Raw genomic sequence first — 24,534 nt, 5'->3', positions numbered from 1 at the left:
AGTTTTCAGCAACAAGGTTTGGGAGTCCGTTTAATTTAAAAATGAAGCGCAATTCGCTTCATATCAAAATTCCGGGTTAACGATTCTTAAGGATGAACGTGTTGTTACAGCCCATCCTCAAGCCGTTACTCTCGATGATCTTGGTAGTCAACCTATTCATTATTTGCTTTGTTGTGTCAAGGTGTATGACATAACCAATCTTTTAATACGCTTGAAAAACAATTTAAATGCAAAAAGCATAATCCTTTTAATCCACAATGGGTTAGGCGTTTTAAATGAAATTAAAAAGCATCTGCCGCAATTACGTGTTATTTCTGGGGTCAGTACCGTAGGGGCTTACCTGGAAAAAGCATTTACCGTCAGAGCGTTTTTAAATGGCAAATTTTATTTAGGTCAAGGCATTGGCAAGTTTACCCCTAACGAAACAAAGACCATTTGTGCGGCGTTTGCTGCTGCAGCACTTCCTTATCAATGGCTGGACAATATCCAGCCTATTTTGTGGGAAAAATTTGCAATCAATTGCAGCATCAATTTATTAACAGCATTATTGGGATGCAAGAATGGGGCGTTGCTGTCTCATCAGAAGATATTAAAACAATTAACTTCCGAAGCGGCTCAAGTCCTTTGTGCTTATGGAGTGAATATGTCGGCGGATGATTTGTTTTGTAAGGTTATCGATGTTATTGAAGGAACTGCAGATAATTATTCTTCTATGTATAAAGACGTTGAAAACAATAAACAAACTGAAATTTATTATCTTAATGAACGGTTAATGACGCTTGCACATCAGAAAGAACTAGTTACACCGACTCATTCCGAGCTATTAAATAAATTTTATAGAACATTTCCCAAGCAAACGTTTGGCGGCTAATAATTAAATAAGGCTTGACTTTACACTCATTAAAAGGTTGGAAGTTTTGCAATCCAGCTGGTGTTTACCAGCTTTTCATGAACGCGTTCGAGCCATAGGTTCGTCTTGTTTCCACCTGGTGCAATATCACTATTCCAATTGTTTTTAGTCCATAAATAAATCTCCAGGCACTTCAATTGGATTTGCTTGCTCAAAGAATCCATATCAAGACTGTTTTTGGGCATCACCGAAAAATATCCTTCAAGATAAGGTCTGATTTTGTCTTGCCAGTTTACTTCATCATAGACGATTGGATGAAAGAAAGGTCGACAGACATCTTCCATAAACCAGTTAAAACTTGGTAAGTCAAAATCAATGATGTGAATGTGGCGACCGTCAGTTAACACATTGGCTTCACGATGATCACCATGCGTTAAACCGTAATTATGTTTTGCTATGGGTTTGTGAGTGAAAAATAGTTTCACCTCTGCAAATACTTGTTGTATAACCAAAGATTCTTTGTCAATGTAAGCTTCAAGCTCTTGTAGTGAATCTTGCCAGCTGGTGTAACAATGTGCTTTGGGATGATAATAAGAGGCTGCCTGATGCAATTGCGCCAAAACTTCTCCCCACCGCCGGTAAAGCACTAAATTCTTTGAATCAAAATCAATCGCTTTACCAGGGACTTCTCGACACACTTGTGCGAGAAAACAATCTTGCTCTTGCTGGATTTTTTCAATCCATGCACCCCGTTGCGAGGGAATAGGTTCACAAACAGGTACATTTGCTACAAACAAATGATTGAGGTAAGCAAGTGCTGCGTTAAGCTCTGCAACGCTTCGTAATGTTTCATGGGTAAGGCGAAGATAATAACCTTGCTGGTGGCGTTTAAAACGATACACTAAATTAATGCCGTGGTTAATTTTTTGTAGCGAATTTTGATCAGCATCCCATAAAGACGCTGCCGCCGCAGGAGTTTTATTTTCATCTAATCTATTTAAAATTTCATTCCACATGATGAATTAATCCAATTAAGCGTATGGGAGCTTCCGTACCGCCTTTTGTGCGTATGGGTAGGCAAAGTGTATAAGCGCCAAGAGGTGGTAAAATATGTGCATTGGCTATGTTTTCCACAATATATTTCCCCGCACCTAAAATAATTTGATGCACTGGATAACCGCTGGTGGGTATATCTGGGGATAAGGTGTCAATACCTAACCCCGCAATATCGCGCTCTAACAACGTCAGTGCGGCATTTTGTGAAATGGAGGGAAAGTGCCAATGATTACGATAGTGCAAGGGGTGGTGCCAATATTTATTCCACCCTGTATGTATAATCACAAAAGAGCCTGCGGCGATTTTGCCATAGTGGCGTTCAAATTGATAAATGTCTTCCGAGGATAGCAACCAGCGTTCATGAGCCAGTGATGAGGCATCTATGAGGATACAAGGCGCCAGTAATTCATCCAGTACAAACTCATCAATTGTTTTTCCACCAGGAATACAATGCGCGGGCGCATCCATATGTGTACCAATGCCGGCTTGCATATGGATGGCTTGCACATGGAATTTTACAGCCGTTGTGCAATTGGAATAATCCAGAATTTGCTGATGCTCAAAACCACAATCACCTTCCCAGGAAGGAATTTCAGGGGAAAGAACATGAGTTAATTCAATCAGCTTAAAGGGAAAGGCAGCCATGAGTTTTTACGTCCGTTAATATGCGTGCTCTTATTTGCATATTAGTAAAAATAGTCTTGTAAAGCACAGATAAGATATAATTCTTAAATGTCTTAGTTTACCAGGCATCCCAAGTTGAGAGCAGCACGGCCAGTTCAAAAACTCTTTGATGTTAGAGATTCATAGCCAACATGAGCCATTTTAAATTTAAGTCTTTGAGTGAAGAAGATTTAATACTGCTTTATCAATGGTTTCAGGAGCCCGTCATCCATCAATGGTATGCAGGAAATAAAAATTGGTCATTTGCGGCAATCAAAGAAAAATTCCAACCAAGAATTTTAGGTCATGAAGAAGTACCTGGTTTTATTGCATACAGAAATCATGTGCCTGTTGGTTTCATTCAATATTATTGCTTGAAAAGTCACTTACCTGCCGGGATTTATCGATATAATAATCCGCTTTTTAAACGATTTGACTAAAATCATTTGGCGGGTATGGACCTTTTCATTGCTGAAGATAGGGCACGCAACAAAGGATTAGGTGTGCAAATGATTCAGCAGTTTATCGGTGAATTTCTTACCAAATTTCAGGCGATCATCGTCGACCGCAAACCAATCATGCACAAGCCATACGTTGCTATGAGAAAGTGGATTTTAAGCGGACTGAATTTAGCGAAGATGAAAATTATCTGTAACTCCCCACGTCATCCCGAGTGCAGCGAGGGATCTCCAGCAACTGGCACGTATTAAATTAATGTAAAAAAGACTTGAAAAATTATGCGGTTATGATCAAATAGCTGCATGAATAGCAGAGCTGGAAAAACGACTGAACAAGAATAGCAGCAACAGCTCAAAGCCCCCCGTCAAGTGACGGGTTAGGCAAACTACCCCATACGACATCACTACGTGAAAATGGGAAACGTAACAGTGGTGGCCAAAAAGGCCACAAGGGCGAAACGTTAAAACAGATTAAATCACCAGATATTGTCAAAAACCATGTATTGCTAACATGCCCGGATTGTTATGGTTCATTACTTTCAACGCCGGTGATTGGAATTGTGAAGCGCCAGGTTTTTGATATTCCACCACCCAAAATTGAAGTCACGGAACATCAGGCTGAAGTAAAATATTGCGAGTGCTGTAATAAAACGATAACAGCAGCATTTCCTGCAGGTGTTTTTGCTCCTGTCCAATACGGTGAAGTTATTCGTAGTTGGAGCGTGTATTATCAATATCAGCATTTTATTCCAGAAGACAGGCTGCAACAGTTGTTTTATGACCTGTACGGAATTCAACTGGCTACTGCAACACGGACTGGATATAACCGGATTGCCTTTGATACATTGGCATCATTTGAAGAATCGGTATTGTCTGCAGTCAAAACTGCTGCCGTAAAAAACCTGGATGAAACAGGGTTTCGTGTGGCCGGAAAAACACAATGGTTGCATGTGGCATCGACTAAAACGGCAACTTATTATCACATATCTCCAAAACGAAAATCATTACTGGATGGCCTTTCAGGTACCGTCATTCATGATCACTGGAAAAGTTATTACAATTTGGGAGGTGTGGAGCATGCCCTATGCAACCAGCATCACTTGCGTGAATTAAAAGCAATAACCGAGCATGACAAAGAACCATGGGCACAGGCTATGACCCGACTATTACGTGTTGCTCTTCGCTGTCGTCATTTTAATGAACATCATGCAATACCTGTTGCTCGCATCAAGCGGTTGACCAACATCTACAAGAAGATTATTCGAGATGGGCTGGCGTATCATGAAACGCTGCCGCCATTGCCATGCAAAGGCAAACAGGGTCGACAACCTCGACGGACAGGTCACAACCTCTTGTGGCGTTTATTTCATTACAAACAAGACGTTTTACGGTTTCTTCATGATCTGGCAGTTCCATTTACCAATAATGATGCTGAGCGTGATTTACGAATGATGAAATGCAAACAAAAAATATCCGGTGGTTTTCGGACCGCTCAAGGCGCTGAACAATTTGCTCGTATCTGAGGATTTATCAGTACGATCCGTAAACAAGGATTAAGCATTATCAGTTCCATCCAATCTATATTTTCTGGTACTATCCCTGTGTTATCAGGAATCTGAGATAACAATACAGTCCAACAGAGCAAGGAATAGTATATGCATACGGAGTCTTGCGTTTACCTTCTGACCAATAAACACAATAATGTTTTGTATACCGGTGTTACCCATGATTTGATACGCCGTGTTTATGAACACAAAAATAAACTGGTGGCTGGATTTACCCAAAAATACAATGTGGATCGACTGGTTTATTTTGAAGTTTGTTCAGGCATCGTCATGGCTATTGAGCGAGAAAAACAAATCAAAGGGTGGTCTCGAAAAAAGAAGCAGGATTTGATTAATGCATTGAATCCTGAATGGAACGATTTGTATCCATCGCTACTTTAAAAATTGTGCCACTGCAGGCAGATCCCTCGCTGCACTCGGGATGACGTGGGGAGTTACAATTATCTTATTATGATTAGATTTAAAACAAATAAAACGGAACCAGAATGAAAACACAACACATTCCTCAAGATTATCAGCACATTTCGCCTGCTGGCGCCGACGTAAGACTCCTCAAAGAGGGGCTGATATTTTATGATAAAATATAATATCCTTCACTCATTTTGTATGACAGGATCTAAAGTTTTGCTCTTAGTGCCATGGTGTTTTCAGAAAGATGGGGCTTATTGGGGGCTGCTTTAAAAAAACCGAATTTGGTATCTTGATAAAAGTGCACTTTACCTGTTGCGATATCATGGTGGCCGCCAATAATTCCACACTCGCCTGTTTCAATAAGCTCTTTTAAAATCGGACTGCGCTCTATAACAGCATGCACAGTTCTGTGGGTATTAATCATTGTAACTTTTTCCACAAACTCTTCATTACTTGAGGTGCGGTTTTCGATTATGGTTTTTTCAGCGCTAACAGCGGGTTGTATTTTACTTAACAAGGCAGTCAAACTGCCCATTTCTACATGATCACATGCCCCTTTTATCGCACCACATTTTGAATGACCCAAAACCACTATTATTTTAGCCCCTGATACTTTGCAAGCAAACTCCATACTGCCTAAAATATCTTCATTAATAATAGTTCCTGCAATGCGTACGCTAAATACATCGCCTAAACCCTGGTCAAAAATTAACTCAACTGAGGTACGTGAATCAATGCAGCTTAAAATGATTGCAAAGGGATGTTGTCCATCAGAGGTTTCATTAGCCTGCTGCAACAAGTTACGATTAACTTTCAAGTTATTTACAAATCGTTTATTACCTTCTTGCAATAAATGTAATGCAATTTCAGGGGTAATAGCTTCTTGCATTTCTTTGGTCAATGTTTTCATTTCTTATGCTCCTGTGCAAGATCTGAATATTAGTAGATGAATACATATTGCTTACTAATTATTGGAAAAATTTAGGCTTTTTAAATGTCTAGCGTATGATGCCTTATGTGGTTGAGCTACCATCCTTAAAGAGATTATCTGGAGTATGACCCCATATAGTCTTTACTTCATCAACGGCCGATCGGATGGCTTTATCAGATTGCAATCCGCCCTCAAGGTAAAATAGCCCTTGAACTAGCCAATTTGCTAATTCTGGTTGAGCCAACTGATAGAATACCTGGTTTCCTTCCTTCCGCTGCTTGACTGCTTTATGTGCTCTTAGAATGGATAGATGCTGAGATACTACCGAGTGACTTGTCCCTAACATGGCTTGTAGACTATTGACGTTTTGTTCGCCTGTATGTAATTCCTCAATGATTCGAATGCGGTATTGGTGGGCTATCGCACTTAAAAATTCTGCCATTTTTTCGGAAATCAGTTTTCTAGCGGGCATTATTGATTCGAATATTATAAAATTCTAACATAATAATATATTTATTGTTCTTTGCAATATAAATACATAATTTTTATTTTTTCTTGCTGTAATTATGGCCCAAAGCAAATAGCAATTAAGGAATTCATGATGTCCTAGCTATTGGTTTTGAAAGGAATAGACTGAAAAATTTTTTTTTGTCAAATATTTTCAAAAAGACAAATAGCCTTAAGAAATTTTTTCAAATGCTAATCTCAGAGATTGACAGTCTATAAATGCAAAAAGCTTATCTGTTAACCTATTATTTATTGAATGAGACGACTTTGTGGCGTTTCAAGTGGTTCATCTTTCACGGCAAAACCGTCTAACTGACTGCTGACATACTGCGAACTCGCATCGAGCCGAATCAGACGACCATCTTCTGTAAAATGGCCAAGATCAATGTCTTCTTTCATTTGAACTTGAACTCGGGAGGGTAAACGTTGTTTTATCACAGAGCCATCTTGGCGCACGGCATCGATTTCAACGACCCCATGTTCGTTGATTTCTAAATTATGAATGGCTTGGCCGCGGTTATCATGAGGATTGTTAGGATCGCTATAGCCAGTGTCTCCTACAATCACTTCCAAAGATGACGGTTGTCTGATGATTAAAGGAAAATCGGAAAAAGGCTGGTGGCCAGTGACGACGCGATAAATACCGGCACGATTTAAAAATCGTACGACCTCGTCTGAAATGGGGGCAAGCTGATTGTTTCGATACCAATTGGTGGTTACCACGGATTGCGGGTTAAACAAAACATAGCGATCCAAGGGTTTATGGCCTGGAGGGGACATTTTTTTTTCCACCGGATTTTTTTCCCAATCTTCAATTTGAGCTTTATACCATGCATTAAGCGCTTCCACCCATTCCTTAGCGTTGTCGATGCGCGTGCCTGATTCGGATAAGCCGGGAACATAACCAATATTAGCTGGCGTTACTGCACCATGTAGAAAGAGTGTTTCCCCCAAGACTACACCAAGTTGGGCATTCCTTAAATAATTGCTGATTACCCCTGTGGGGGCAACCGAGTCAATAAAACTTTGGGTAACCATTTCATCGCTAATCTGCTCTGCGGATTGCTCTGATATTTCCGCCAACTCCATTCGACGATATTCAAAGGTATCCGGTTTGCCTTTAAAAGGCCCACACCCCATGGTTTCATTTAACATCCATTTTAGATATAAGGTTTGGCATTGTTCCGTACTCAATTTGCTAACATAGCGTTCTACTTCTTCGGCAGAGGCGGTGGGGTTTGCTTGTTGCATGTGTTGGATGACATAACGCTGTGGTGGCATCTCGGTTCGCCAAAAGGCAGCCGGCCCTGATAGCAAACGCTCTCTTATCTTGTCAGGGGCTAGCTCATAAGTAAACCGACGGCATTTGATTTCCCGATTGCCGGCAAGCAAATGAACCTGCGTTGGATGTGCTGCTTTAAATTTTGTGAGCGCGGTGCCTATTCTTAAATCTCCTGGACCTTTATCACAAAAGTCACCACCATACACAAACGTTGGTGTAACAGGTTTGGTTGGCTGGCGAAATGTCAAAGCGCCTTCTTGCCATTGAATGGTACGAGAGCGGTCCACCCAACGTTGCATGTAGCGCCAATTTCCTTCGATGTCGGTCAAATGAGAAATCAATTTTCCACCTTGTAATGCGGGCTTAAAAAAACGCATGCGTCCATCCTGTTTAAAATATACATTCTGGTGCTGGTGACTGGCACCAGCTTGCTCGTTGGAATTTAATCTTATTGTATATAATAGCCTATTGGTTTTTATTTCGGACAAAAATGCAAAAAAATAACAGCGCAACTTAGGGTTTTTCAGCTGGGTAACGTGTGACGTTAACCAGCTGATAGGCTAGGAGATTAGGTCGGTCCTCTTTGAGACTCTTCAACAGTAACCCCGATAGTAGCTCCGTCTGCAGTCGATGCTACTTCCAGGCTAGGGGCGGTACTTCGTCCAGCAAACCATCCGAATAGAGAGGTTCTTCCTTTTGCAGCCGTTTCAGCGGCTTGGGCTTCCTCAGCTTCTCTAGCTTCTCGAGCGGTTAGCTCTGCCAGATTGCGCGTAAGCATTTCTTTACTGGCTGCCGCTATCATATCTGCGCCGCGTTTCCAAACTTCCGCCAACCTTGGTCTGTCTTTAAGATAAGGATGCTCTATGTTCAAGCCTGCTTCAGATTTCCCGCCTATAAAAACGGTGCGGTGAAGAAATTTCATGATCTTGCCAACGCTGTCGCACCGGTCTTCCGCTTGCATGGAGTTTTCTGCGGATATTCCCAAGGTTTCTGTCAGTTTTTGATAAAGCACGCTTTGAGTTGGGTCTGAATAACGATAGCTTTCTTCAATTTCATTATGGATGACCAACATGGCGCCGCTTAGTATTTTTGCTTTAATTTCAGGGGTAATCTCTGTCCTATCTGTATCCAGTGCGGTGATTGTTTCCTGGAGGAATTGGATTTGCGAGCGACGTAACGGTGGTAAGTTCTCCACGGATTCAGCACGATGGTAACCACATAGGAACGTGATATTTTCTGCAAATCTAGCTTTTAATTCGTCATACGTTCTAAAGGTAAAACTCACATTTTTCTCCTTAAAAATAAATTAACTGAGTTATGACTTAACGATATCCAGTCACATACAATCATAAAGATTTTTATTATGCAAGTTAAATAATTGGTCAGAAAAGCATAAGAAAACTCAAGGGGTGAGTCTGGTTACAAAAGGCCTTTCAGTGTTTTTTAGGTCATGCACAAGGAGTTACGCATTGGCAAAAGTTTTTTGTTAAGTTTTATTCAATTTAAACATTGAATCTCGTCTCCGAGAAGGTGGAGATCCATGTATGATTACCGAGGTTTTATTCGAGATGGATTCCCCTTCGGGGGAATGACACTTATTTTTGGTTTTTAACACCTGTTTGGGCCATCCAGACAGGAGTGTTGCTTGGTGTCTCTCATGAATAGGTAAACCAGTAAAGAAACAGTAATACAGGCAGTAACGTACCAGTAAAAACCATTTTCCATCCCATGGCTTTTGAACCATAACGCAACGTATTCTGCAGTGCCGCCAAAAAGAGAGACGGTTATGGCATAAGGTAAGCCGACGCCAAGCGCGCGAATTTCAACTGGAAATAATTCGGCCTTCACTATCGCATTGATGGATGTGTAGCCGCTGACAATGATTAAACCAGCCATAATCAGAAAGAAAGCGCCATGCCAGGTTTCCACCGTATGCAGCAATGAAAGAATCGGCACGGTAAACAGGGTACCAAGCAGTCCAAAAGCGATGAGAATTGGGCGACGACCAATCTTATCCGATAGCGCACCAATCATAGGTTGTAGCAACATAAAAAGAAACAAAGTAATTGCAGAAATCATGGTGGCATCCATTTTGCTCATGCCGATACTGTTGGTGAGATATTTTTGCATGTAAGTGCTGTATGTGTAAAAAGCCAGGGTTCCCCCCATGGTAACGCCCTACCACGATGAGCAATTCTTTAGGATGTCGCAGCAGTGCGGAAAAGAGAGGTTCTTGTACTGATTTTTTATGCTCAAAGGAAGCTGTTTCTTCCGTTCCTTTTCGTAAATATAAGGCAACAATGGCAAGGAATGCTCCTATAATAAAGGGAATACGCCATCCCCATAGTTCTAATTGATCGCTACTTAAAAATACTTGTTGTAATAAAATTAATACCCCTAGAGCAAGCAGTTGACCGGCAATCAATGTCACATATTGAAAGCTTGAGAAAAACCCTCTGTGCTCTTTGGAAGCCATTTCACTAAGATAGGTGGCTGAAGTGGCGTATTCCCCACCAACGGAAATGCCTTGTAATAAGCGAGCTAACACCAACAAAAGAGGGGCAAAAATTCCAATAGTTTCATAAGAGGGGGTCAAGGCAATGATAAGTGAGCCAAAACACATTAAAAATACAGAAGTTAGTAATGCCTTTTTTCGTCCTTGGCGATCGGCATAAAGCCCCATTAACCAGCCGCCTAAAGGACGCATGAAAAATCCAACCGCAAAAATAGCCGCCGTATTCATTAATTGCGCTGTGGCATCACCATGAGGAAAAAATGCCTTGGCAAAGTAGATAGAAAAAGCTGCATAGGCATACCAATCGTACCATTCTATTAAATTTCCGATGGAGCCTTTAACAATGGATTTGAGGTTTTCCGAGATTGATTCATCCCTGATGGTGGTTGTTAGAATATCAGCATTATTCATTTTCTTCCTTACCTTGGAATAGGGGTTGGATAATAATACCGTAATATATTGTTTTGCGTGATAGCTTATGCGGGCATAAAAAAACGCGATGAATGATGCAGAAAGAAGGACATGTGGATGTTCATCTGTCATGTACTTGAAAACCCTAATGGAAGATTAATTAGGGTTTTCAATCGGCTAAGATGATTATATTTTATGCTTGTGAATGAAACAGTTTTATCATTGCTTCATTAAATTGAGGGATATCATCTGGTTTACGGCTGGTGACTAAGTGTTTGTCACTGACAACGGGTTCATCAACCCAATGAGCTCCTGCATTGATTAAATCAAGCTTGATGGAAGGCCATGAGGTGAGTTTATGCCCCTTGGCAATTTCTGCATTAATTAATAACCACGGGCCATGACAAATGGCGGCAATTGGTTTTTTTTGCCGAGCAATTTCTTTTACAAAGCTAATGGCTTTGGGAAGCAATCGTAAATGATCCGGATTGAAGACACCGCCTGGCAAAAGTAGGGCTGAGTAGTCGTCTGCGTTTGCATCCTCTAGGTGTACATCGACGGGAAATTTGTTGCCTTTATCCATGTGATGTGAGCCTTGAACTTCATGTTTTTCCGGAGAAATTAAGATGGTTTTTGCCCCTTCTTTTTCCAATGCTTGTCGCGGTTTTTCCATTTCTACCTGTTCAAAACCATTTGCCACTAAAATAGCGATTGTTTGTCCTTTAAGCTTTTCCATGTATTCCTCCTTGGCTTAGTCATGGGTGTTTTAAGAGTAGTTGAAGATTTATAAATGTAAATGTTTATCCAAAGCTTAGGGTCTTATAAAGATAAAATAGGTTTTTATTTCTTTTGTGGCGGATTTCTGGCAAATTGTTTTTCTTTAAAAAATACGGGAAAGAGGTCCAATGCATGCCGTAAAAATCAAGCTGATTTTTGTTAACCCCGTTATTTTTTTATTAACTCATTATCTTGTTGTGTTTCCTCACGAATTTGCCCATTCTTTATGGCATGGCTGTTGGGTTATAAAAGCAATCCATTGGCTATTAACTACGGGGGAACAAGCTGATCAAATCTGTTGTTATTGACTCATATCGATTGATAAGGAGATAAATCATGCCATGGACTAAATCAAATTATCCGGATTCAATGAAAAATTTGAATGCGTCAACCAGAAATAAAGCTATTGAAATTGCTAATAAATTACTGAAAGAAGGTTATGAAGAAGGGCGTGCAATTGCAATTGCAATCGATAGAGCCAAAAAGACCAATTCGGATTAATTGCTTATAATACTTAGATAAGGGAATATCCAAGAGAGTATAATGAGAGCAATTTGGTCGGGTTCTATCAGTTTTGGTTTGGTTAATATTCCCGTAAAACTATACTCTGGGACAGAGAGTCATGCTTTGGATTTTAATTTGTTAAGACGAAGTGACCTTTGTCCCATACAATATTCGCGTGTATGCAGGGCAGATGGTAAAGAAGTTCCTTGGGAGGATATTGTAAAAGGATATGAGTATCAAGAAGGGGATTACATCATTCTTGAAAAAGAGGATTTTGAAAAAGCGAGTGCTGAGAAGAGTCATGTCTTTGAAATTAATGAATTTGTTAAGGAAGATGAAATAAATTCTATATTTTATGATACTCCCTATTATTTAGAGCCTGGAAAGGAGGGACAAAAGGCGTATGCGTTATTGCGTGAAGCGCTTAAAGAAACGAATATGGTGGGTGTTGGTGAATTCGTCATGCGCAACCGCGAAAATTTAGCAGTTCTTAAGCCGTATGGTGATTTGTTATTATTAAACAAGCTTCGTTATAAAGACGATATCCGTGATGTTAAAGCCCTCACTCTTCCGGACGCTGACTTGATTAAGGAAAAGGAATTAAGAATGGCTAAGAAATTGATTGAACAGTTAACGGATAGATTTAAACCGGAGAATTATAAAGATACTTATATTACCGATTTAAAAAAGCTCATTGAGGCTAAGGCCAAGGGTAAGAAATTTAAAAACCAAAACAAATCGTACCACAAGAAAAAGTCACTGATATTATGGAGTTATTAAAGAAAAGCATACAATCCAAAGCTTCTTAATGACGGACGTGTTCCTGTGATGGATTTATCTTTATTAAATTAAGGACAATCATGATGAAAAAGTATAATTGCTATGGTCTCTCAACAGTTATTGGTGTTTTTCTTAATATAAATCTCTTATATGCCAGTGAACCTCTTATTTATCCGCATGATAATGATTCTTATGCACATATCCATATTATTTCAGCGTCTTGTGGCAGTAAAAAAGGGAATGCGACTAACTATATTAAAAAGATCTGTGAAAATAAGGAATATTGTTATTTTAATTTAAAATCTTTTTGCAAAAAAAATCTTCAGGTTAGCTGGACATGCGGGAAGGATAGCTATGTACATAAAAATCCTATAAAAGACGCAAAAATCGCCGATAAATACCTTATAACCTGTGGTATTAATTAATTACCCTTAATTAAGGGGCATGATATTGATTAGTAGGATATTGGTTGTTCTGTGGCGTTAGTTTTTAGGATCAGGCGGCGACCAAGGTACATAGTCTTTTGGAAGGCTAGGGGTTTTAATTCTTACATCTATCTCAGGAAGAGGCTCAATCACTGGTTTTGATTTTTTGATTGGTTGCTTTTGATTGGGTTTTTTCTTAGGGATGATGCATTGTGTTTTTTTCTCATTCCAAAGGTAACCACTTTTACATTGGCACTGAAAAGTGGTATCTGCATTTATTTTGACCGCATAACTTCCTGGGCCAAAGGATTTTCTACAAGTATCATGGCCGTGCTGTATGGTTATTTTGGCGCACTGAGTAAAGTTTTTATTAAAAATAAATCCTTTTTTACATCCACATTCATAAGTACCATTTGCGTTAATTTTTACAGCATAGGAGTTCGCTCCAAATAATGATTTACAATGTTTTTGACCATTTTCCATGGAAATGCGGATACATTGGGTAAAATCTTTATTAAATTGATAATTTTTATTACACCGACATTCATAAGTACCATTTGCGTTGATGTGTATCGCTTCGGCATTAACACCGGCTTTTTTCTGACATATTTTGTGACCTTCTGCGAGACTAGGTTTTGCGCAATGGTTTGTCCCATCAATGAAATAACCTTGTTCACAACCACATTGGACGGTTCCATCTGTATTTAATTTAATGGCAAATGCTGCTTCGCCTAGATTTTCTTTGCAAAGGATAGTTCCTTTTCTTAACAGTTCTTCTGGAGAGGTGTTTTTATCGCAATTTAAAAGCGCACTTTCCAGTTGCGGAATGAACGGTTTCATTTTATCTGGATGTGCGAGGAATTTCTTGATGGTTTCTTGATCACAATCCTTAATGGCTTGTTTGATTGCAGCGACTAGTAATTCCTGATTCGCTATTTTTTCCAGAGAGTCATTAATCAGGTTCTCTAAACGAGGGCATTGGCCAGCAAGGGTAATTTTAGCTTTATTTAATAAATTTGTTGCTTCTTGAAAATGCCCTGCCTTATAAAGCGTATTGGCTTCAATCAACTGTTTATTTCCATTCCGAATAGAATATAACCGCCCCTCCAGTTCCCGATAGTTAGGATTTCCTTGAATTTGGAGCAATGTTTTTTCAACAATGCTCAAATAGCATCCCTGTAAGGCTTTGTAAGGATCGAGCTTGGATTGTTGAGCCTGACTGACAATAGCAATTGCTTTCTCTGTTTTATGGCTTAATTCCATACAATTTATGTGTTGAAATAGTTTTTTTGCAAGCATTAGGGAAGACAAGCTTTCTTCATAATGATTGGTTTTATAGGCGCTTACGCCATTGGAATAATTGTTTTCGGCTTGATCGAGTTGGTTAAGTCTTTCTTTTAACGTGGCTTTCCAATGTTCACTTAACGTTTGTTTAAAGGATGCCAAGTCGTTTAAAATTTGTTTAATAAATGGTTTATCACAGCGTGTATTCGCTTCATTAACTTTTATAATAGAATGCTGTAAATCTTCCAACGGCTTTAGAGAGTTCTGTAAAGCATTACTCAGAGTTTTACACGGTTTGACGGCTTCTAATAACGTTTTGTGTTTTAATATCAATTCGTCAAGCTGTGCTGTAGACGCAACATCTTGATTTAAAATTTGATTTGCTTGGTTAATATTAGAATAAAGTGCATTGTATTCTATTTTCTTTTCCGGTGTTAACCGTTTATCACTGAGCAATTGTTGGAGCTTATTTACATCACAGTCTGAAAGGGCCAGTTCTTCTTTGTCGGAATTATCTTTTATAATAATCGTTGCAAAATTATTTAAGGCTTCTTGGTATTTGTCACATTTTAAAGCACGTGCTTCAGCAAGATAATTTTCTGCTTTAGCTTTATCAGTAGCGTAAATGGCATTTATTTTTTCTAATAACGCATTCATTTTTTCGCAATCTGATTGCTCACTTGCATGGATAAATAGAGTAATTGATTGACGCTCTGCATTCAGTGTTAAGGGATAGCTGTCACTATTACCTAATGAAGTATAAGCTTTTAAGATGACTGAGGCATTAGGATTTTTAGCTAATAAGTGCAGCGTAAAATTTCCTTGCTTGTCGGCCGTTAAGGTTTCACAGCCTTTTATTTCTTCTGCATTTTGCAGAGAAATATCAATGATTGCATTGGCGCAATACCTACAAATGACTTCACGATTTTTGCTTTCTCGAATCTCACCGTATACATTTACTACCGTAAGATTTTTTAACTGCTCCCAAATTGTTTTATAAGTTAAATAAGCATTGGTCCGTGTGTTATTTGCCCCAAAAGCGTCTGTTTTTGCTACATACGACGCGGCATAAGTCGTTATGAGATCAGAAGTGTCTTCTGCCAGGAAGGGGTGAAGTTGAAAGTGCGTTTGTTTTTCTACATAGTTAATAATCGTTTCTTTAGAGCAGTGACCTTGTGAGCCTATGAGTTGCTGAAGACGTTCAGCTTTATTTTTAATGCCTAGAATAACTTCCGTTGCTTCTCTTAACAGAGCGGGAATACCTCCTTTAACATTATATACATTGGCTATGACCTCTATATTGTCTAAGTCTATTGCATAATTAAGATTTTTGGCGCGGCGCATAAAGCTTAGTGTCTCCATTAGCCCGGATTTACCACCGCCTTCCACATGGCCTGGAATAAACGTTTCACCCGTCCAGAATAATAATTCTCCCGGCACTGGAATAACAGTTTCATAGATGTTTTTAAATGGTAATGTATTGAACGATAAAGGACAGGCAAGTTTCCCTTCTTGGTTTAAAATCTGTGAGCGACGATCATCCCCGGGAACTCCGACGCCTACGCAGTAGCCAGCACGTTTTTTTAATATTTCTCCTAAATTTAATACGGCCTTCAACATGTCTTGAGAAACTTTAGCCAGATTGTTAATGATATATCCAACTAAGGACACAATAGGAATCTTAGAATTTGAAGCGACACTACTAACGGAATCAATAAGACTCAACATTCCTGCGATTTTTTCTTTAGAGTCATTGCTCTGAAAAGCAGAAATAGTAACGGTGAGAATTTCTTTTGCATTATACTGACTGTCGAAAGCACGGATGCTTCCTTCATAGGCTTTAAAATTATCTAACCATTTCCCACTAAATCCATATTTTTCAAGAATTTCAGTGTAGGGCACATCAGGCTTTTCCTCTATTTCTTTTTTTGCTTCAAGAAAAGTGTTTAATCTCTCTTGGCTTTTATTTAAAAGAGCTTTCATATTTTTTAAAATTTCCGCTGACTCTCCTGAGGATAAGTCTTGCCAGGTGGCGGCTATGTTCGCGATGAAAGGGGATTTTTCTAGAATAAAAGCATTTACATACGTTGAAATTTCATGACCGGGTTGTTCAAGCCATTCTAAAGCTTTCTCTTGAATGTAAGCAGAGTCAGGATCAAAATTTTTCTGCGCTTCGGGACTTAAGGTCGGCATTAATTGCTCTTTGTTTTTCTGCTAACCAAGTTAAAAACGTTTTACGGATGATACTGTCTGTATTTCCTTTCAAATCTTCAATCAGTGATTCCTGTAATTCCTCACATTTTGTCATAAATGCTTTTTCAGGCTCGAGTGCAAGCTCCCCCACCTCTATTTTTGTTTTAAGGCATCAGGTAATCGTTCCCATGCTTTTTGACAGGGATTGATAGTCGATGTTGGATTAGCTTGAAGGATATTTATAAAGGATAGAAATAAGATAAAAGAGATAAAAATGCATTTATTATAGTTCGTCACCGCTTTTTATCCTTAAAAAGCACTTTCTTGTAGTATAGAGTATTATGGAGTTTGTGAGGCTAAATATTTAAATTGTAGCTGAGCTTTTCTTGATTTACAGGCGGTTCTAATCATTAATTTTTAAGGTTTGCTTTATTTGCCAGAACTCTTTCCAAGGATCTTCTTTTAAAGAAGTTAATCGATCCATGATGGTTTTAATAGTAAAAAATGTATCCCGGAAATCGTAGGATAATTCATCCCAGCCCACCGGTGTGGCAATTGGGGCATGTAATTTTGCCCGAGTTGAATAAACCGCGATGGCTGTTGAGCCTTGTTGATTTCTAAGATAATCAAGAAAAATTTTATCAGTTCTTTTTATTTTTGCTAGGTTGGTTGTATAAATATCCGGGCTTTTATTTGCTAAAAACTGTACAAAAAGCTTGGCAAATTGTTTGATGATATGCCATTCGTGCTGTGGCTGAATGGGTACGACCACATGTAGGCCTTTCCCGCCGCTTGTTTTGACAAAGGAACGTAAATCCAGCTCTTCCAAATGATGTTTAATATCAAAGGCTGTATGAACTACTTGGGTCCATGCAAGATTTGGAGCTGGATCCAAATCAAAGGTAATCATGTCTGGCCGCTGAATATCATGAATTGTGTTTCCTCCGGTATGTATTTCTAAGACATCCATTTGTATTAATGCAAGTAAACCTTGGGTGTCTTTTACTATCAAGTAATCTTCTTGTTTTTGTTGATGTTGCAAAGAAAAAGCATGCAATGCTTTATTGGTCGATGGACTAAGGTGCTTTTGAAAGAAGCAGTCCTGATAGGAATCAGGACAGCGTACCAGTGTAAGCGGTCTGTCTTTAATGTAAGGCAAGATATAAGTGCTTATTTTATTATAATAGTCATACAGTTGCTTTTTGCTGATGTTATCTTCCGGGTATAAAATTTTTTGTGGATTAGAAAGATGGATTTCTTTAGTTGGCAGAGATTTCTCTAGGGTTGCAAAGGACGTTTCTTTCTCTTTAATGACCTCCTTGGCTTGTTTATCGACACGTATTCCTTTAAAGCTTGGATGGCGCAATTTTCCTTGTGCTGTCCATTCACTAAATTCGATTTCAACGACCAGTTTAGGCTTAACCCAGATGGCTTTTTTGGCCTCGTCAGGACGTGAAGTAAATGGGTTTTTAGGGGAAATGAGTTTTTGTAAGCAGCCAAATATTTCTTGTAATGAAGCGTCATTAAATCCCGTACCCACTTTCCCGCAAAAATGTAATTGTTTATTTTTATCATAAACTCCAAGATATAAGGCACTGAAATATTTTCTGCCTTCGCGTGTTTTTGAAAAACCACCAACGACAAACTCCTGTCGTTTTTTACATTTTGTTTTCAGCCAGGTTGTTGAGCGTTGATTGATATACTGTCCATCGCGTCGTTTTGATAACATACCTTCCAGGCCAAATTGACAAGCATGTCTATACGCTTCTGTTCCTTGACCAAGGATGTGATCGCTGTAACGTAGTGCTGGAGGAGCAAATTGCAGTATTTGTTCAAGCAATTTTTTTCTGGTTTCTAAGGGTAAAGTTTGTAGGTCCCACTGTTCATAATAAAGAATATCAAAAATATAATAAATAAAAGAAGCGTTCCCGGAACCATGAATCGCATTTTGTAATAACTGAAAATTAGAATGACCGTTTTTATCCAATAGAACAATTTCGCCATCAAGAAGAATATGATCTACCGGGAGTTTTTTAATGTCTTCAGCAATGGTTTGAAATGATTCAGTCCAGTTTTTATTGTTTCTTGAGACAAGCTGCACCTTATGTTTATTTTTAAAAGCAAGAATTCGATAGCCATCAAATTTAATTTCATGCAGCCATTGACTGCCTTGCGGTGGTTTATCTGTTAAGGTGGCTAATTGCGGTGAAACTTTGTTCGGAAAAGGGGAGATTGGTAAATCAAGATGAATAGGTTCATAGTGCTTATTGGCCTCGTCTTGGTTTAAATTGGCTGTTTCCGATTGCTTAGACCAGGTGGCATGGCTACCTTCTCTGATTTCATCTATAGATTGATTTGATAAAACACTGTCTGGTAAGGCTTGAATAACATCATAATGATCAAGGGAGATTGCATACTCATCCTCGTATTTGATCAATAGCCATGAATCTTCCTGTTTCTGAATGCGGATTAAATCCCATTGACCATTTAATTTTTTTGCTTGCAAAAGAAAGCGCAAATGTCCTTTTTGATAAGCGGTGGTGGGATCGTCATCTAAAGGAATCCAATGCCCCTCATCCCACAACAAGACAATTCCTGCACCATATTCACCCTTAGGAATCATTCCTTCGAAATGGCCATAGGCCAGCGGGTGATCTTCAACGTGGATGGCAAGTCGTTTTACTGAGGGATCCAGGCAGGGTCCTTTTGGAATAACCCAGCTTTTAAGTACGCCATCAAGTTCAATTCTAAAATCGTAATGTAATTTACGGGCATCATGTTTTTGAATGATGTACAAATTATGATGACTATCATGCAACTTGCCCTTAGGTTCCGGTGTTTTACTGAAATCTCTTTTTTTATGATATTTGTCCAGACTCATAAAGTATCCTCAAGCTGTCCTGGTAATGATGGTGTTTGGAGGAATCTACTGATTTATAATAGTACCTTTTCCATTTAGTTTTGACAGGGTGAGTTATATAAAGTGTTCTGTTTTTTGTCATCCCCGTGCAGGCGGAGATCCATTCTGAACAGAGCACAGAGCCACATTAAAAATAGTTTCGCTACCCAGTGATAACCGGCAGAAGTGTGATATATGGTTTAAAATGTATATGGACTTCACAGACGCAACTTTATGAAGGAAATGAGAGAGGTTCAGCATGGATTTTATGAATAAAAAAGTAATCGTGACAGGGGCAAATCGCAGTATGGGTAGAACCATGGCGCTTGCTTTTGCTTTGCAAGGCGCTGATGTGGTTATTAGTTACCGCAGCGATGAGGCAGGAGCCAGAGAAACACTGGCAGCACTTAAAGCAACCGGCCGCGATGCTTTAGCACTCCATGCTGATTTTTCCCATATGGATGGTGTGACCGTTTTTTTCCAAAAGGCCATTGAGCATTTAGGTCATGTTGATGTTTTAATTAATAATGCAGGCATGTTGTGTCGTGAAACTTTATTTGAATTATCTCCGGAAAAAATGCAACAAGTTTTCCAGGTTAATACCATTGCTCCGCTGTATTTATTACAGCTGTGTGCACAGGATATGGTGAAAAGAAAAATAAACGGATGCATTCTGAATATTTCCTCCATTAGTGCAACCACCACCATGCCTAAAGGCATTGGCTATGCTGCTTCAAAAGCGGCTATGAATAAATGGACGCAAAATGCAGCATTAAATTTGGCGGAGTATGGCATTCGGGTAAATACCATTGCTCCGGGCGTTATTAAATCGGGAATGAATCAGGATACGGCGACGAGCAATCCAGAGCTTTGGGATTATTATATAAGCAGCATTCCTTTAAAAAGACCTGGACAACCCGATGATATTGCCAATATGGCCATGTTTCTTGCTTCAGACAAGGCCAATTGGATCACCGGGAAAGTGTTTGAGGTGGATGGTGGGCATGTGTTGAATTTAACCTAGCTCTTTTTTTGAAATCATCAGGAGCAGGCGGTCGAGCATTTTTGTGCTGAGTATTCTCTTTAGAATGGCCAAAAAGTGCGCCGGAAAAGTAACCGGGTATTTTCCTTTAGGTTTTTTTGATTCAATGGCATGGATTAATTTGCGAATAACGGCATCGGGTGAGCGTGTAAATAGAGATTCGTTTTTACTTTGACGAAACTCACCAAGCATACGCTGGTATTGCACTTTAAAATGACTGTTTTCCATGTCAATTTCTTTAAGCGCAGATTCAACACTATTGTCTCTGAATTGGCTGTTAATAGGACCAGGTTGAATACAAATAACGGCAATTCCTGAGGGTTTGAGCTCAAGTCGCAACGTATCGCTGATTCCCTCCACCGCGTATTTTGATGCATTGTATGCCCCCCGAAATGGCAAACTTATGATTCCAAGAACAGAACTTAAATTAATGATTCGGCCCTGACCTTGTTGGCGCATCACAGGAATGGCAAGACGAGTCAGCTCCATGAGGCCAAAGACGTTGGTTTCAAATTGACGACGAAGAGTTGTGCGATCCAGATCTTCCAAGGCGCCTGCTTGTCCATAACCGGCATTATTGATGAGTACGTCAAGACGCCCCTCGGTTTTTGTTAGAAGATGTTTAAACCCGGTTGTAATAGACTGGGAGTCATTCATATCCATCTGTATGACGTCAAGTTTTAAGTCAAGTAAAGCTTTAACATCGTCGTCCTTACGACAGGATGCAATAACTTTATGTCCTCGCTTGGATAGGGCGAGTGCCGCGGCACACCCAATCCCACTGGAGCAACCTGTAATAAACACTATTTTTGATTGCATTAGACAGTTCCCATAAGTCAAGGTCATTGAAGAGACGATTTACTTATAGACGGTATTTGCTTGCCACTAATTTGGCTTGGTGTTTTTGTGTAATTTACACCGCAATACTTTCCAATATCCAAACAAGTTAATTTTGTGGGTTTCTAACAATTTAAATTGTTTATGTTCCAAGATGGAATGAATGGAAAAATTTGAATTAAACCCCACTATTTTTTGGATTTTGGAAAATCGTTGCTCAAGAAAGCGCATCACGGGGTGCTCTGAGGCAAAATGATTTATAAACAAAATTTCTCCATTTGGTTTGCACACCCGGGTGACTTCTTTAAGAAAAGCCGTCACGTCAGGTACGACGGAGGCAACGTACATGGCGACAACAAAATCAAAGCTGTTATCAGGAAAGGTCAAATTACCTGCATCCATCACGTTTAAGGAAATGTTGGTTGTTAGTTTTTGATCGGCAACCCGTTTTTTTGCCTTATTTAACATCTTTTCCGAAATATCTATGCCGGTGATGTTTAAATCCTTACGATAAAGCGGCAAAGACAATCCTGTTCCAACGCCTAATTCTAAAACGTGGGCATGTTTATCCGCGTATTTATTCACTAAATCCGTACCAAAATGACGACCCGGATGAAATATTCCACCAAACACAAAATCGTAAAACCAAGCGTAAGTGTCGTATACTTTCCTGACTGAGGTAAGTGACATATAAATTCCTTCTAATATTAGGGTCTGATATCGATAAAAGCCTATTTATTTAATCGAATTCCTATTTATAATCAATAAACATGGTTATTTTTTACAATTTCCCATAGTTCATAAGCCGTTTCTTTACTGATTTTTCCATCGCGCATTTCAAATAAGTGAACCAGTCTTTGTTTGATGGTATCACCCATTTGTGCAGACCAAATATTTTCTGATGTGATAATAGTAAATTGCATCAGGCGATCATCAAATACATAATCTTCGGTTGCAAATTGCGTAAAGAGTTCGGCGGAGACATCTTTTAGCGTTGCAAACAAAGCACGATAATGGGCTGCTACTTGTTTTTTCCACTGACTTTGAAATGACGGGCCGGTGCTTCCCATATGACGTCATCGGTGTAAGTTGTGATAATTTTGTCAATATCATGACTTGCTTCGTAGTCAAAATGCTGTTTTATGGTTTGTAAATTTTCGGCAATTTTACTGATATTTGACATACATTGTTGAGTAAAAATACTATCTTAGCCAAATATAACAAAGCTATCCAGATAAGTCACTTGCATCATAAAAATCATCTTGCTTAATCCTTCCGCCTAGGGTAATTCCAGAGGTGATGTGGGTTATACCCTTAGCCTCTGGAAATATGACATTAAAATTTGTCAGCATCCGCTAACTGCCAGTGTTTTTCAAAACTCGCGGGAATTTGTTTTTCTAATAATTGTCCAGGTTCTATATATTCATAGATTTCATTAAACGATTTAACGCACTCATTACTGATGCGTCGCATGATATAATCAGGCTTAAGATCACTGGGGTTCGTTAATCCCATAGCACCAATCATTTCCAGGAAACTTTTCATCGTGTTTTTATGAAAATTGGCAACACGGTGTTTTTTTTCATCCACCACCAATCCGCGTTGCAGGCGGGTACTTTGCGTGGCAACGCCGGTTGGACAGGTATTTTTATTGCATTGTTTCGATTGGATGCAGCCCACAGCCATCATCATGGCTCGTGCAGAATTACACATGTCTGCGCCCAGTGCGATCTTACACACCATGTCGAAGCCGGTTGCTACCTTGCCACTGCATATTAAGCGGATTTTGTCACGTACGTTAATGCCTACAAGGGCGTTGTGAACAAAAATGAGCCCGGCTTCCAAGGGTTCACCCACGTTGTTTGTGTATTCAAGTGGGGCAGCGCCTGTGCCTCCTTCCGCACCATCAACGGTAATGAAGTCAGGCAGGATATTGGTTTCCAGCATGGCTTTGCAAATCCCTAAAAATTCTGACTTACGTCCCACGCAAAGCTTAAAGCCTACGGGTTTTCCATCCGTCAAATCACGCAATTTTTTTACGAATAACAACAATCCTTTTGGCGAGTCAAATGCCGTGTGGGCTGGGGGCGATATAACGTCATGCCCCATTTTTACTTTTCTAACCCTTGCTATTTCCTCTGTGAGTTTTGCTGCTGGCAAAATTCCACCGTGTGAAGGTTTAGCGCCTTGTGATAATTTGATTTCAATCATTTTTACTTCATCACGATTGGCTTCTTTTTAAATTCCTGGTCATCAAAATTTCCATTGTCATCACGGCAGCCAAAATACGCGGTTCCAATTTGGAAAATGATATCTCCTCCCTGCAAGTGATAGGGACTTAAACCGCCTTCTCCTGTGTTGTGTGCAAATCCCCCCAGTTGAGCTGCTTTATTTAAGGCCATCAGTGCATTAGGAGATAAAGCACCGTAGCTCATGGCGGAGATATTTAATCGGGAAGCATTATAAGGTTTTTTGCAATCAGGGCCGCCCACTAAGATCCGAGGCTCAACTTCCGACACATGTTTGGGGGCCAAGGAATGTAATACCCAAGTATAACCGGTTTCCAGAATGTCCCGCTCTGTACCAAAGGGAACAGTATCTTCAACATTTTTAGCGCGCTCGTACACAATGGAGCGTATTTCTCTATTAAATGGACGTTCTTCTTCATCATTAGCAACAAAGTATTGCTGAATTTCTGGCCGTAAAAACTCTAAAATGTAACGCATATGGCCAAGGACGGGAAAATTACGCAATATGCTGTGTTTTTTTTGTACTAAATCGTAGATCCATAATAAAATAAGTGGAATTAGAACAGCTAGAAACCAAACGGTATCATGAAGCATAACCAGGGTTAAAAATAAGGTTAGGATGATAATTCCAAAACCTATATACCATTGACGGCGCATATATACCTCTTAATATAATTCATAAAGATTAGTCAATTTGGAGATGATCTCAGAAGCTGGCTTTTCAATGTCTTATGTTTATATCCCTCATCAGTAACAGTATTCATAGTTAAGTATAGATTCTTTTTCAAAAACATCACGTTATCTTGCAAAAAGTTGTAAATACCAGGCAAATACTTGTATTTGAATTTAGCAGGCATGTTATTACTGCATATAAGCTCAATGGCATTGCTTAATA

24 protein-coding genes and 2 pseudogenes are annotated in these 24,534 nt (G+C 39.4%); 10 read left to right on the top strand and 16 right to left on the bottom strand.

Going from position 1 to position 24,534, the window contains the following annotated elements; genetic code table 11:
• Positions 1–55: 55 nt before the first annotated feature.
• Positions 56–871 (top strand): annotated as a pseudogene (locus LOA_RS11455) (ketopantoate reductase family protein); the annotation flags it as partial.
• 29 nt (positions 872–900) lie between these two features.
• Here the strand turns inward: LOA_RS11455 and LOA_RS11450 are convergent.
• Both LOA_RS11450 and LOA_RS11445 read right to left on the bottom strand, forming a co-directional pair.
• Positions 901–1,866 carry a phosphotransferase enzyme family protein gene (locus LOA_RS11450; RefSeq protein WP_025386457.1) on the bottom strand — a complete coding sequence of 322 codons (966 nt, stop codon included), beginning with the start codon at positions 1,864–1,866 and terminating at the stop codon, positions 901–903.
• On the bottom strand, positions 1,856–2,551 hold the full coding sequence (locus tag LOA_RS11445) for a cyclase family protein (protein ID WP_025386456.1): 696 nt from the start codon (positions 2,549–2,551) through the stop codon (positions 1,856–1,858). The genes LOA_RS11450 and LOA_RS11445 overlap by 11 nt, the downstream gene beginning before the upstream one ends.
• Before the next feature lie 170 nt (positions 2,552–2,721).
• On the opposite strand from LOA_RS11445, the gene LOA_RS15565 reads away from it, so the two are divergent.
• From LOA_RS15565 to LOA_RS11430, 4 genes are all read left to right on the top strand, one after another.
• Positions 2,722–3,009, top strand: a complete 288-nt coding sequence (locus tag LOA_RS15565; protein ID WP_237757997.1) for a GNAT family protein — start codon at positions 2,722–2,724, stop codon at positions 3,007–3,009.
• A gap of 15 nt (positions 3,010–3,024) precedes the next feature.
• Entirely contained in the window at positions 3,025–3,279 is a 255-nt protein-coding gene (locus tag LOA_RS15560; RefSeq protein WP_237757998.1) for a hypothetical protein, read from the top strand.
• Positions 3,280–3,365: 86 nt separating this feature from the next.
• On the top strand, positions 3,366–4,550 hold the full coding sequence (gene tnpC, locus LOA_RS11435) for an IS66 family transposase (protein ID WP_081726653.1): 1,185 nt from the start codon (positions 3,366–3,368) through the stop codon (positions 4,548–4,550).
• A 132-nt stretch (positions 4,551–4,682) separates the two neighbouring features.
• Entirely contained in the window at positions 4,683–4,973 is a 291-nt protein-coding gene (locus tag LOA_RS11430; RefSeq protein WP_025386455.1) for a GIY-YIG nuclease family protein, read from the top strand.
• 235 nt (positions 4,974–5,208) lie between these two features.
• Here LOA_RS11430 and LOA_RS11425 read toward each other — a convergent pair whose 3' ends face one another.
• The 7 genes from LOA_RS11425 to LOA_RS11400 form a co-directional block, all read right to left on the bottom strand.
• The gene (locus LOA_RS11425; protein WP_025386454.1) at positions 5,209–5,913 is read right to left on the bottom strand and encodes a carbonic anhydrase family protein; all 705 of its coding nucleotides are present in this window, start codon (positions 5,911–5,913) and stop codon (positions 5,209–5,211) included.
• Between the two features lie 103 nt (positions 5,914–6,016).
• Complete coding sequence (locus LOA_RS11420; RefSeq protein WP_025386453.1) at positions 6,017–6,406, bottom strand: ArsR/SmtB family transcription factor; 390 nt, start codon at positions 6,404–6,406, stop codon at positions 6,017–6,019.
• Between the two features lie 284 nt (positions 6,407–6,690).
• On the bottom strand, positions 6,691–8,100 hold the full coding sequence (locus LOA_RS11415; RefSeq protein ID WP_025386452.1) for a metallophosphoesterase family protein: 1,410 nt from the start codon (positions 8,098–8,100) through the stop codon (positions 6,691–6,693).
• A gap of 191 nt (positions 8,101–8,291) precedes the next feature.
• Positions 8,292–9,008, bottom strand: coding sequence for a hypothetical protein (locus tag LOA_RS11410; protein WP_025386451.1), 717 nt, complete (start codon positions 9,006–9,008; stop codon positions 8,292–8,294).
• 323 nt (positions 9,009–9,331) lie between these two features.
• The gene (locus LOA_RS15555; protein ID WP_338010454.1) at positions 9,332–9,853 is read right to left on the bottom strand and encodes an MFS transporter; all 522 of its coding nucleotides are present in this window, start codon (positions 9,851–9,853) and stop codon (positions 9,332–9,334) included.
• Positions 9,735–10,649: an MFS transporter gene (locus tag LOA_RS11405; RefSeq protein ID WP_238551244.1), complete on the bottom strand. Its 915-nt coding sequence runs from the start codon at positions 10,647–10,649 to the stop codon at positions 9,735–9,737. The genes LOA_RS15555 and LOA_RS11405 overlap by 119 nt, the downstream gene beginning before the upstream one ends.
• A 193-nt stretch (positions 10,650–10,842) precedes the next feature.
• Entirely contained in the window at positions 10,843–11,385 is a 543-nt protein-coding gene (locus LOA_RS11400; RefSeq protein WP_025386450.1) for a type 1 glutamine amidotransferase domain-containing protein, read from the bottom strand.
• Between the two features lie 169 nt (positions 11,386–11,554).
• Between LOA_RS11400 and LOA_RS11395 the strand changes: the two genes are divergently transcribed.
• The 4 genes from LOA_RS11395 (at position 11,555) to LOA_RS11385 (ending at position 13,135) form a co-directional block, all read left to right on the top strand.
• Positions 11,555–11,734, top strand: coding sequence for a hypothetical protein (locus LOA_RS11395; RefSeq protein ID WP_025386449.1), 180 nt, complete (start codon positions 11,555–11,557; stop codon positions 11,732–11,734).
• Between the two features lie 28 nt (positions 11,735–11,762).
• The gene (locus LOA_RS14245) at positions 11,763–11,927 is read left to right on the top strand and encodes a DUF2188 domain-containing protein (protein ID WP_081725004.1); all 165 of its coding nucleotides are present in this window, start codon (positions 11,763–11,765) and stop codon (positions 11,925–11,927) included.
• Positions 11,928–11,969: 42 nt separating this feature from the next.
• Entirely contained in the window at positions 11,970–12,710 is a 741-nt protein-coding gene (ku, locus tag LOA_RS11390) for a non-homologous end joining protein Ku (RefSeq protein ID WP_025386448.1), read from the top strand.
• An 80-nt stretch (positions 12,711–12,790) separates the two neighbouring features.
• The gene (locus tag LOA_RS11385) at positions 12,791–13,135 is read left to right on the top strand and encodes a hypothetical protein (protein WP_147370134.1); all 345 of its coding nucleotides are present in this window, start codon (positions 12,791–12,793) and stop codon (positions 13,133–13,135) included.
• A gap of 57 nt (positions 13,136–13,192) precedes the next feature.
• Here the strand turns inward: LOA_RS11385 and LOA_RS11380 are convergent, their stop codons facing one another.
• The 3 genes from LOA_RS11380 to ligD form a co-directional block, all read right to left on the bottom strand.
• Positions 13,193–16,612, bottom strand: a complete 3,420-nt coding sequence (locus tag LOA_RS11380; protein ID WP_025386446.1) for a hypothetical protein — start codon at positions 16,610–16,612, stop codon at positions 13,193–13,195.
• Positions 16,575–16,727, bottom strand: coding sequence for a hypothetical protein (locus LOA_RS14760; protein ID WP_158423056.1), 153 nt, complete (start codon positions 16,725–16,727; stop codon positions 16,575–16,577). Before LOA_RS14760 ends, LOA_RS11380 begins: the two co-directional genes overlap by 38 nt.
• Before the next feature lie 288 nt (positions 16,728–17,015).
• A complete protein-coding gene (ligD, locus tag LOA_RS11370) occupies positions 17,016–19,493 on the bottom strand; it encodes a DNA ligase D (protein WP_025386444.1) in 2,478 nt (825 codons plus the stop codon).
• Positions 19,494–19,779: 286 nt separating this feature from the next.
• Between ligD and LOA_RS11365 the strand changes: the two genes are divergently transcribed.
• Positions 19,780–20,535 carry an SDR family NAD(P)-dependent oxidoreductase gene (locus LOA_RS11365; protein ID WP_237757953.1) on the top strand — a complete coding sequence of 252 codons (756 nt, stop codon included), beginning with the start codon at positions 19,780–19,782 and terminating at the stop codon, positions 20,533–20,535.
• Here the strand turns inward: LOA_RS11365 and LOA_RS11360 are convergent.
• The 4 genes and pseudogenes from LOA_RS11360 to LOA_RS16065 all read right to left on the bottom strand — a co-directional run bounded on the left by LOA_RS11360 (position 20,527) and on the right by LOA_RS16065 (position 24,296).
• On the bottom strand, positions 20,527–21,372 hold the full coding sequence (locus tag LOA_RS11360) for an SDR family NAD(P)-dependent oxidoreductase (protein ID WP_025386442.1): 846 nt from the start codon (positions 21,370–21,372) through the stop codon (positions 20,527–20,529). The genes LOA_RS11365 and LOA_RS11360 overlap by 9 nt on opposite strands.
• Before the next feature lie 66 nt (positions 21,373–21,438).
• Positions 21,439–22,080, bottom strand: coding sequence for a phospholipid N-methyltransferase PmtA (gene pmtA, locus LOA_RS11355; protein ID WP_025386441.1), 642 nt, complete (start codon positions 22,078–22,080; stop codon positions 21,439–21,441).
• Between the two features lie 71 nt (positions 22,081–22,151).
• The gene (locus tag LOA_RS11350; RefSeq protein WP_025386440.1) at positions 22,152–22,460 is read right to left on the bottom strand and encodes a nuclear transport factor 2-like protein; all 309 of its coding nucleotides are present in this window, start codon (positions 22,458–22,460) and stop codon (positions 22,152–22,154) included.
• A 265-nt stretch (positions 22,461–22,725) separates the two neighbouring features.
• Positions 22,726–24,296: pseudogene (locus LOA_RS16065) on the bottom strand (FMN-binding glutamate synthase family protein).
• Between the last annotated feature and the right edge of the window lie 238 nt (positions 24,297–24,534).

It is taken from the genome of Legionella oakridgensis ATCC 33761 = DSM 21215 (assembly GCF_000512355.1).
GTDB classification, from domain to species: Bacteria; Pseudomonadota; Gammaproteobacteria; order Legionellales; family Legionellaceae; genus Legionella_A; species Legionella_A oakridgensis.
Note: the sequence above shows the minus strand (reverse complement) of the source record. Positions and strands in the feature narration are given on the sequence as shown.

What these genes read in the sequence shown, in the direction of transcription:
- LOA_RS11445 (WP_025386456.1), bottom strand. Translation starts at nt 2,551, where the DNA reads ATGGCTGCCTTTCCCTTTAAGCTGATTGAATTAACTCATGTTCTTTCC.
- LOA_RS15555 (WP_338010454.1), bottom strand. Translation starts at nt 9,853, where the DNA reads ATGCAAAAATATCTCACCAACAGTATCGGCATGAGCAAAATGGATGCC.
- LOA_RS11395 (WP_025386449.1), top strand. Translation starts at nt 11,555, where the DNA reads ATGCATGCCGTAAAAATCAAGCTGATTTTTGTTAACCCCGTTATTTTT.
- LOA_RS11430 (WP_025386455.1), top strand. Translation starts at nt 4,683, where the DNA reads ATGCATACGGAGTCTTGCGTTTACCTTCTGACCAATAAACACAATAAT.
- ku (WP_025386448.1), top strand. Translation starts at nt 11,970, where the DNA reads ATGAGAGCAATTTGGTCGGGTTCTATCAGTTTTGGTTTGGTTAATATT.
- LOA_RS11350 (WP_025386440.1), bottom strand. Translation starts at nt 22,460, where the DNA reads ATGGGAAGCACCGGCCCGTCATTTCAAAGTCAGTGGAAAAAACAAGTA.
- LOA_RS11450 (WP_025386457.1), bottom strand. Translation starts at nt 1,866, where the DNA reads ATGTGGAATGAAATTTTAAATAGATTAGATGAAAATAAAACTCCTGCG.
- ligD (WP_025386444.1), bottom strand. Translation starts at nt 19,493, where the DNA reads ATGAGTCTGGACAAATATCATAAAAAAAGAGATTTCAGTAAAACACCG.
- LOA_RS15560 (WP_237757998.1), top strand. Translation starts at nt 3,025, where the DNA reads ATGGACCTTTTCATTGCTGAAGATAGGGCACGCAACAAAGGATTAGGT.
- LOA_RS14760 (WP_158423056.1), bottom strand. Translation starts at nt 16,727, where the DNA reads ATGACAAAATGTGAGGAATTACAGGAATCACTGATTGAAGATTTGAAA.
- pmtA (WP_025386441.1), bottom strand. Translation starts at nt 22,080, where the DNA reads ATGTCACTTACCTCAGTCAGGAAAGTATACGACACTTACGCTTGGTTT.
- LOA_RS11380 (WP_025386446.1), bottom strand. Translation starts at nt 16,612, where the DNA reads ATGCCGACCTTAAGTCCCGAAGCGCAGAAAAATTTTGATCCTGACTCT.
- LOA_RS11360 (WP_025386442.1), bottom strand. Translation starts at nt 21,372, where the DNA reads ATGCAATCAAAAATAGTGTTTATTACAGGTTGCTCCAGTGGGATTGGG.
- LOA_RS11385 (WP_147370134.1), top strand. Translation starts at nt 12,791, where the DNA reads ATGATGAAAAAGTATAATTGCTATGGTCTCTCAACAGTTATTGGTGTT.
- LOA_RS11420 (WP_025386453.1), bottom strand. Translation starts at nt 6,406, where the DNA reads ATGCCCGCTAGAAAACTGATTTCCGAAAAAATGGCAGAATTTTTAAGT.
- LOA_RS11405 (WP_238551244.1), bottom strand. Translation starts at nt 10,649, where the DNA reads ATGAATAATGCTGATATTCTAACAACCACCATCAGGGATGAATCAATC.
- LOA_RS11425 (WP_025386454.1), bottom strand. Translation starts at nt 5,913, where the DNA reads ATGAAAACATTGACCAAAGAAATGCAAGAAGCTATTACCCCTGAAATT.
- LOA_RS11415 (WP_025386452.1), bottom strand. Translation starts at nt 8,100, where the DNA reads ATGCGTTTTTTTAAGCCCGCATTACAAGGTGGAAAATTGATTTCTCAT.
- LOA_RS11400 (WP_025386450.1), bottom strand. Translation starts at nt 11,385, where the DNA reads ATGGAAAAGCTTAAAGGACAAACAATCGCTATTTTAGTGGCAAATGGT.
- LOA_RS14245 (WP_081725004.1), top strand. Translation starts at nt 11,763, where the DNA reads ATGCCATGGACTAAATCAAATTATCCGGATTCAATGAAAAATTTGAAT.
- LOA_RS15565 (WP_237757997.1), top strand. Translation starts at nt 2,722, where the DNA reads ATGAGCCATTTTAAATTTAAGTCTTTGAGTGAAGAAGATTTAATACTG.
- LOA_RS11365 (WP_237757953.1), top strand. Translation starts at nt 19,780, where the DNA reads ATGAATAAAAAAGTAATCGTGACAGGGGCAAATCGCAGTATGGGTAGA.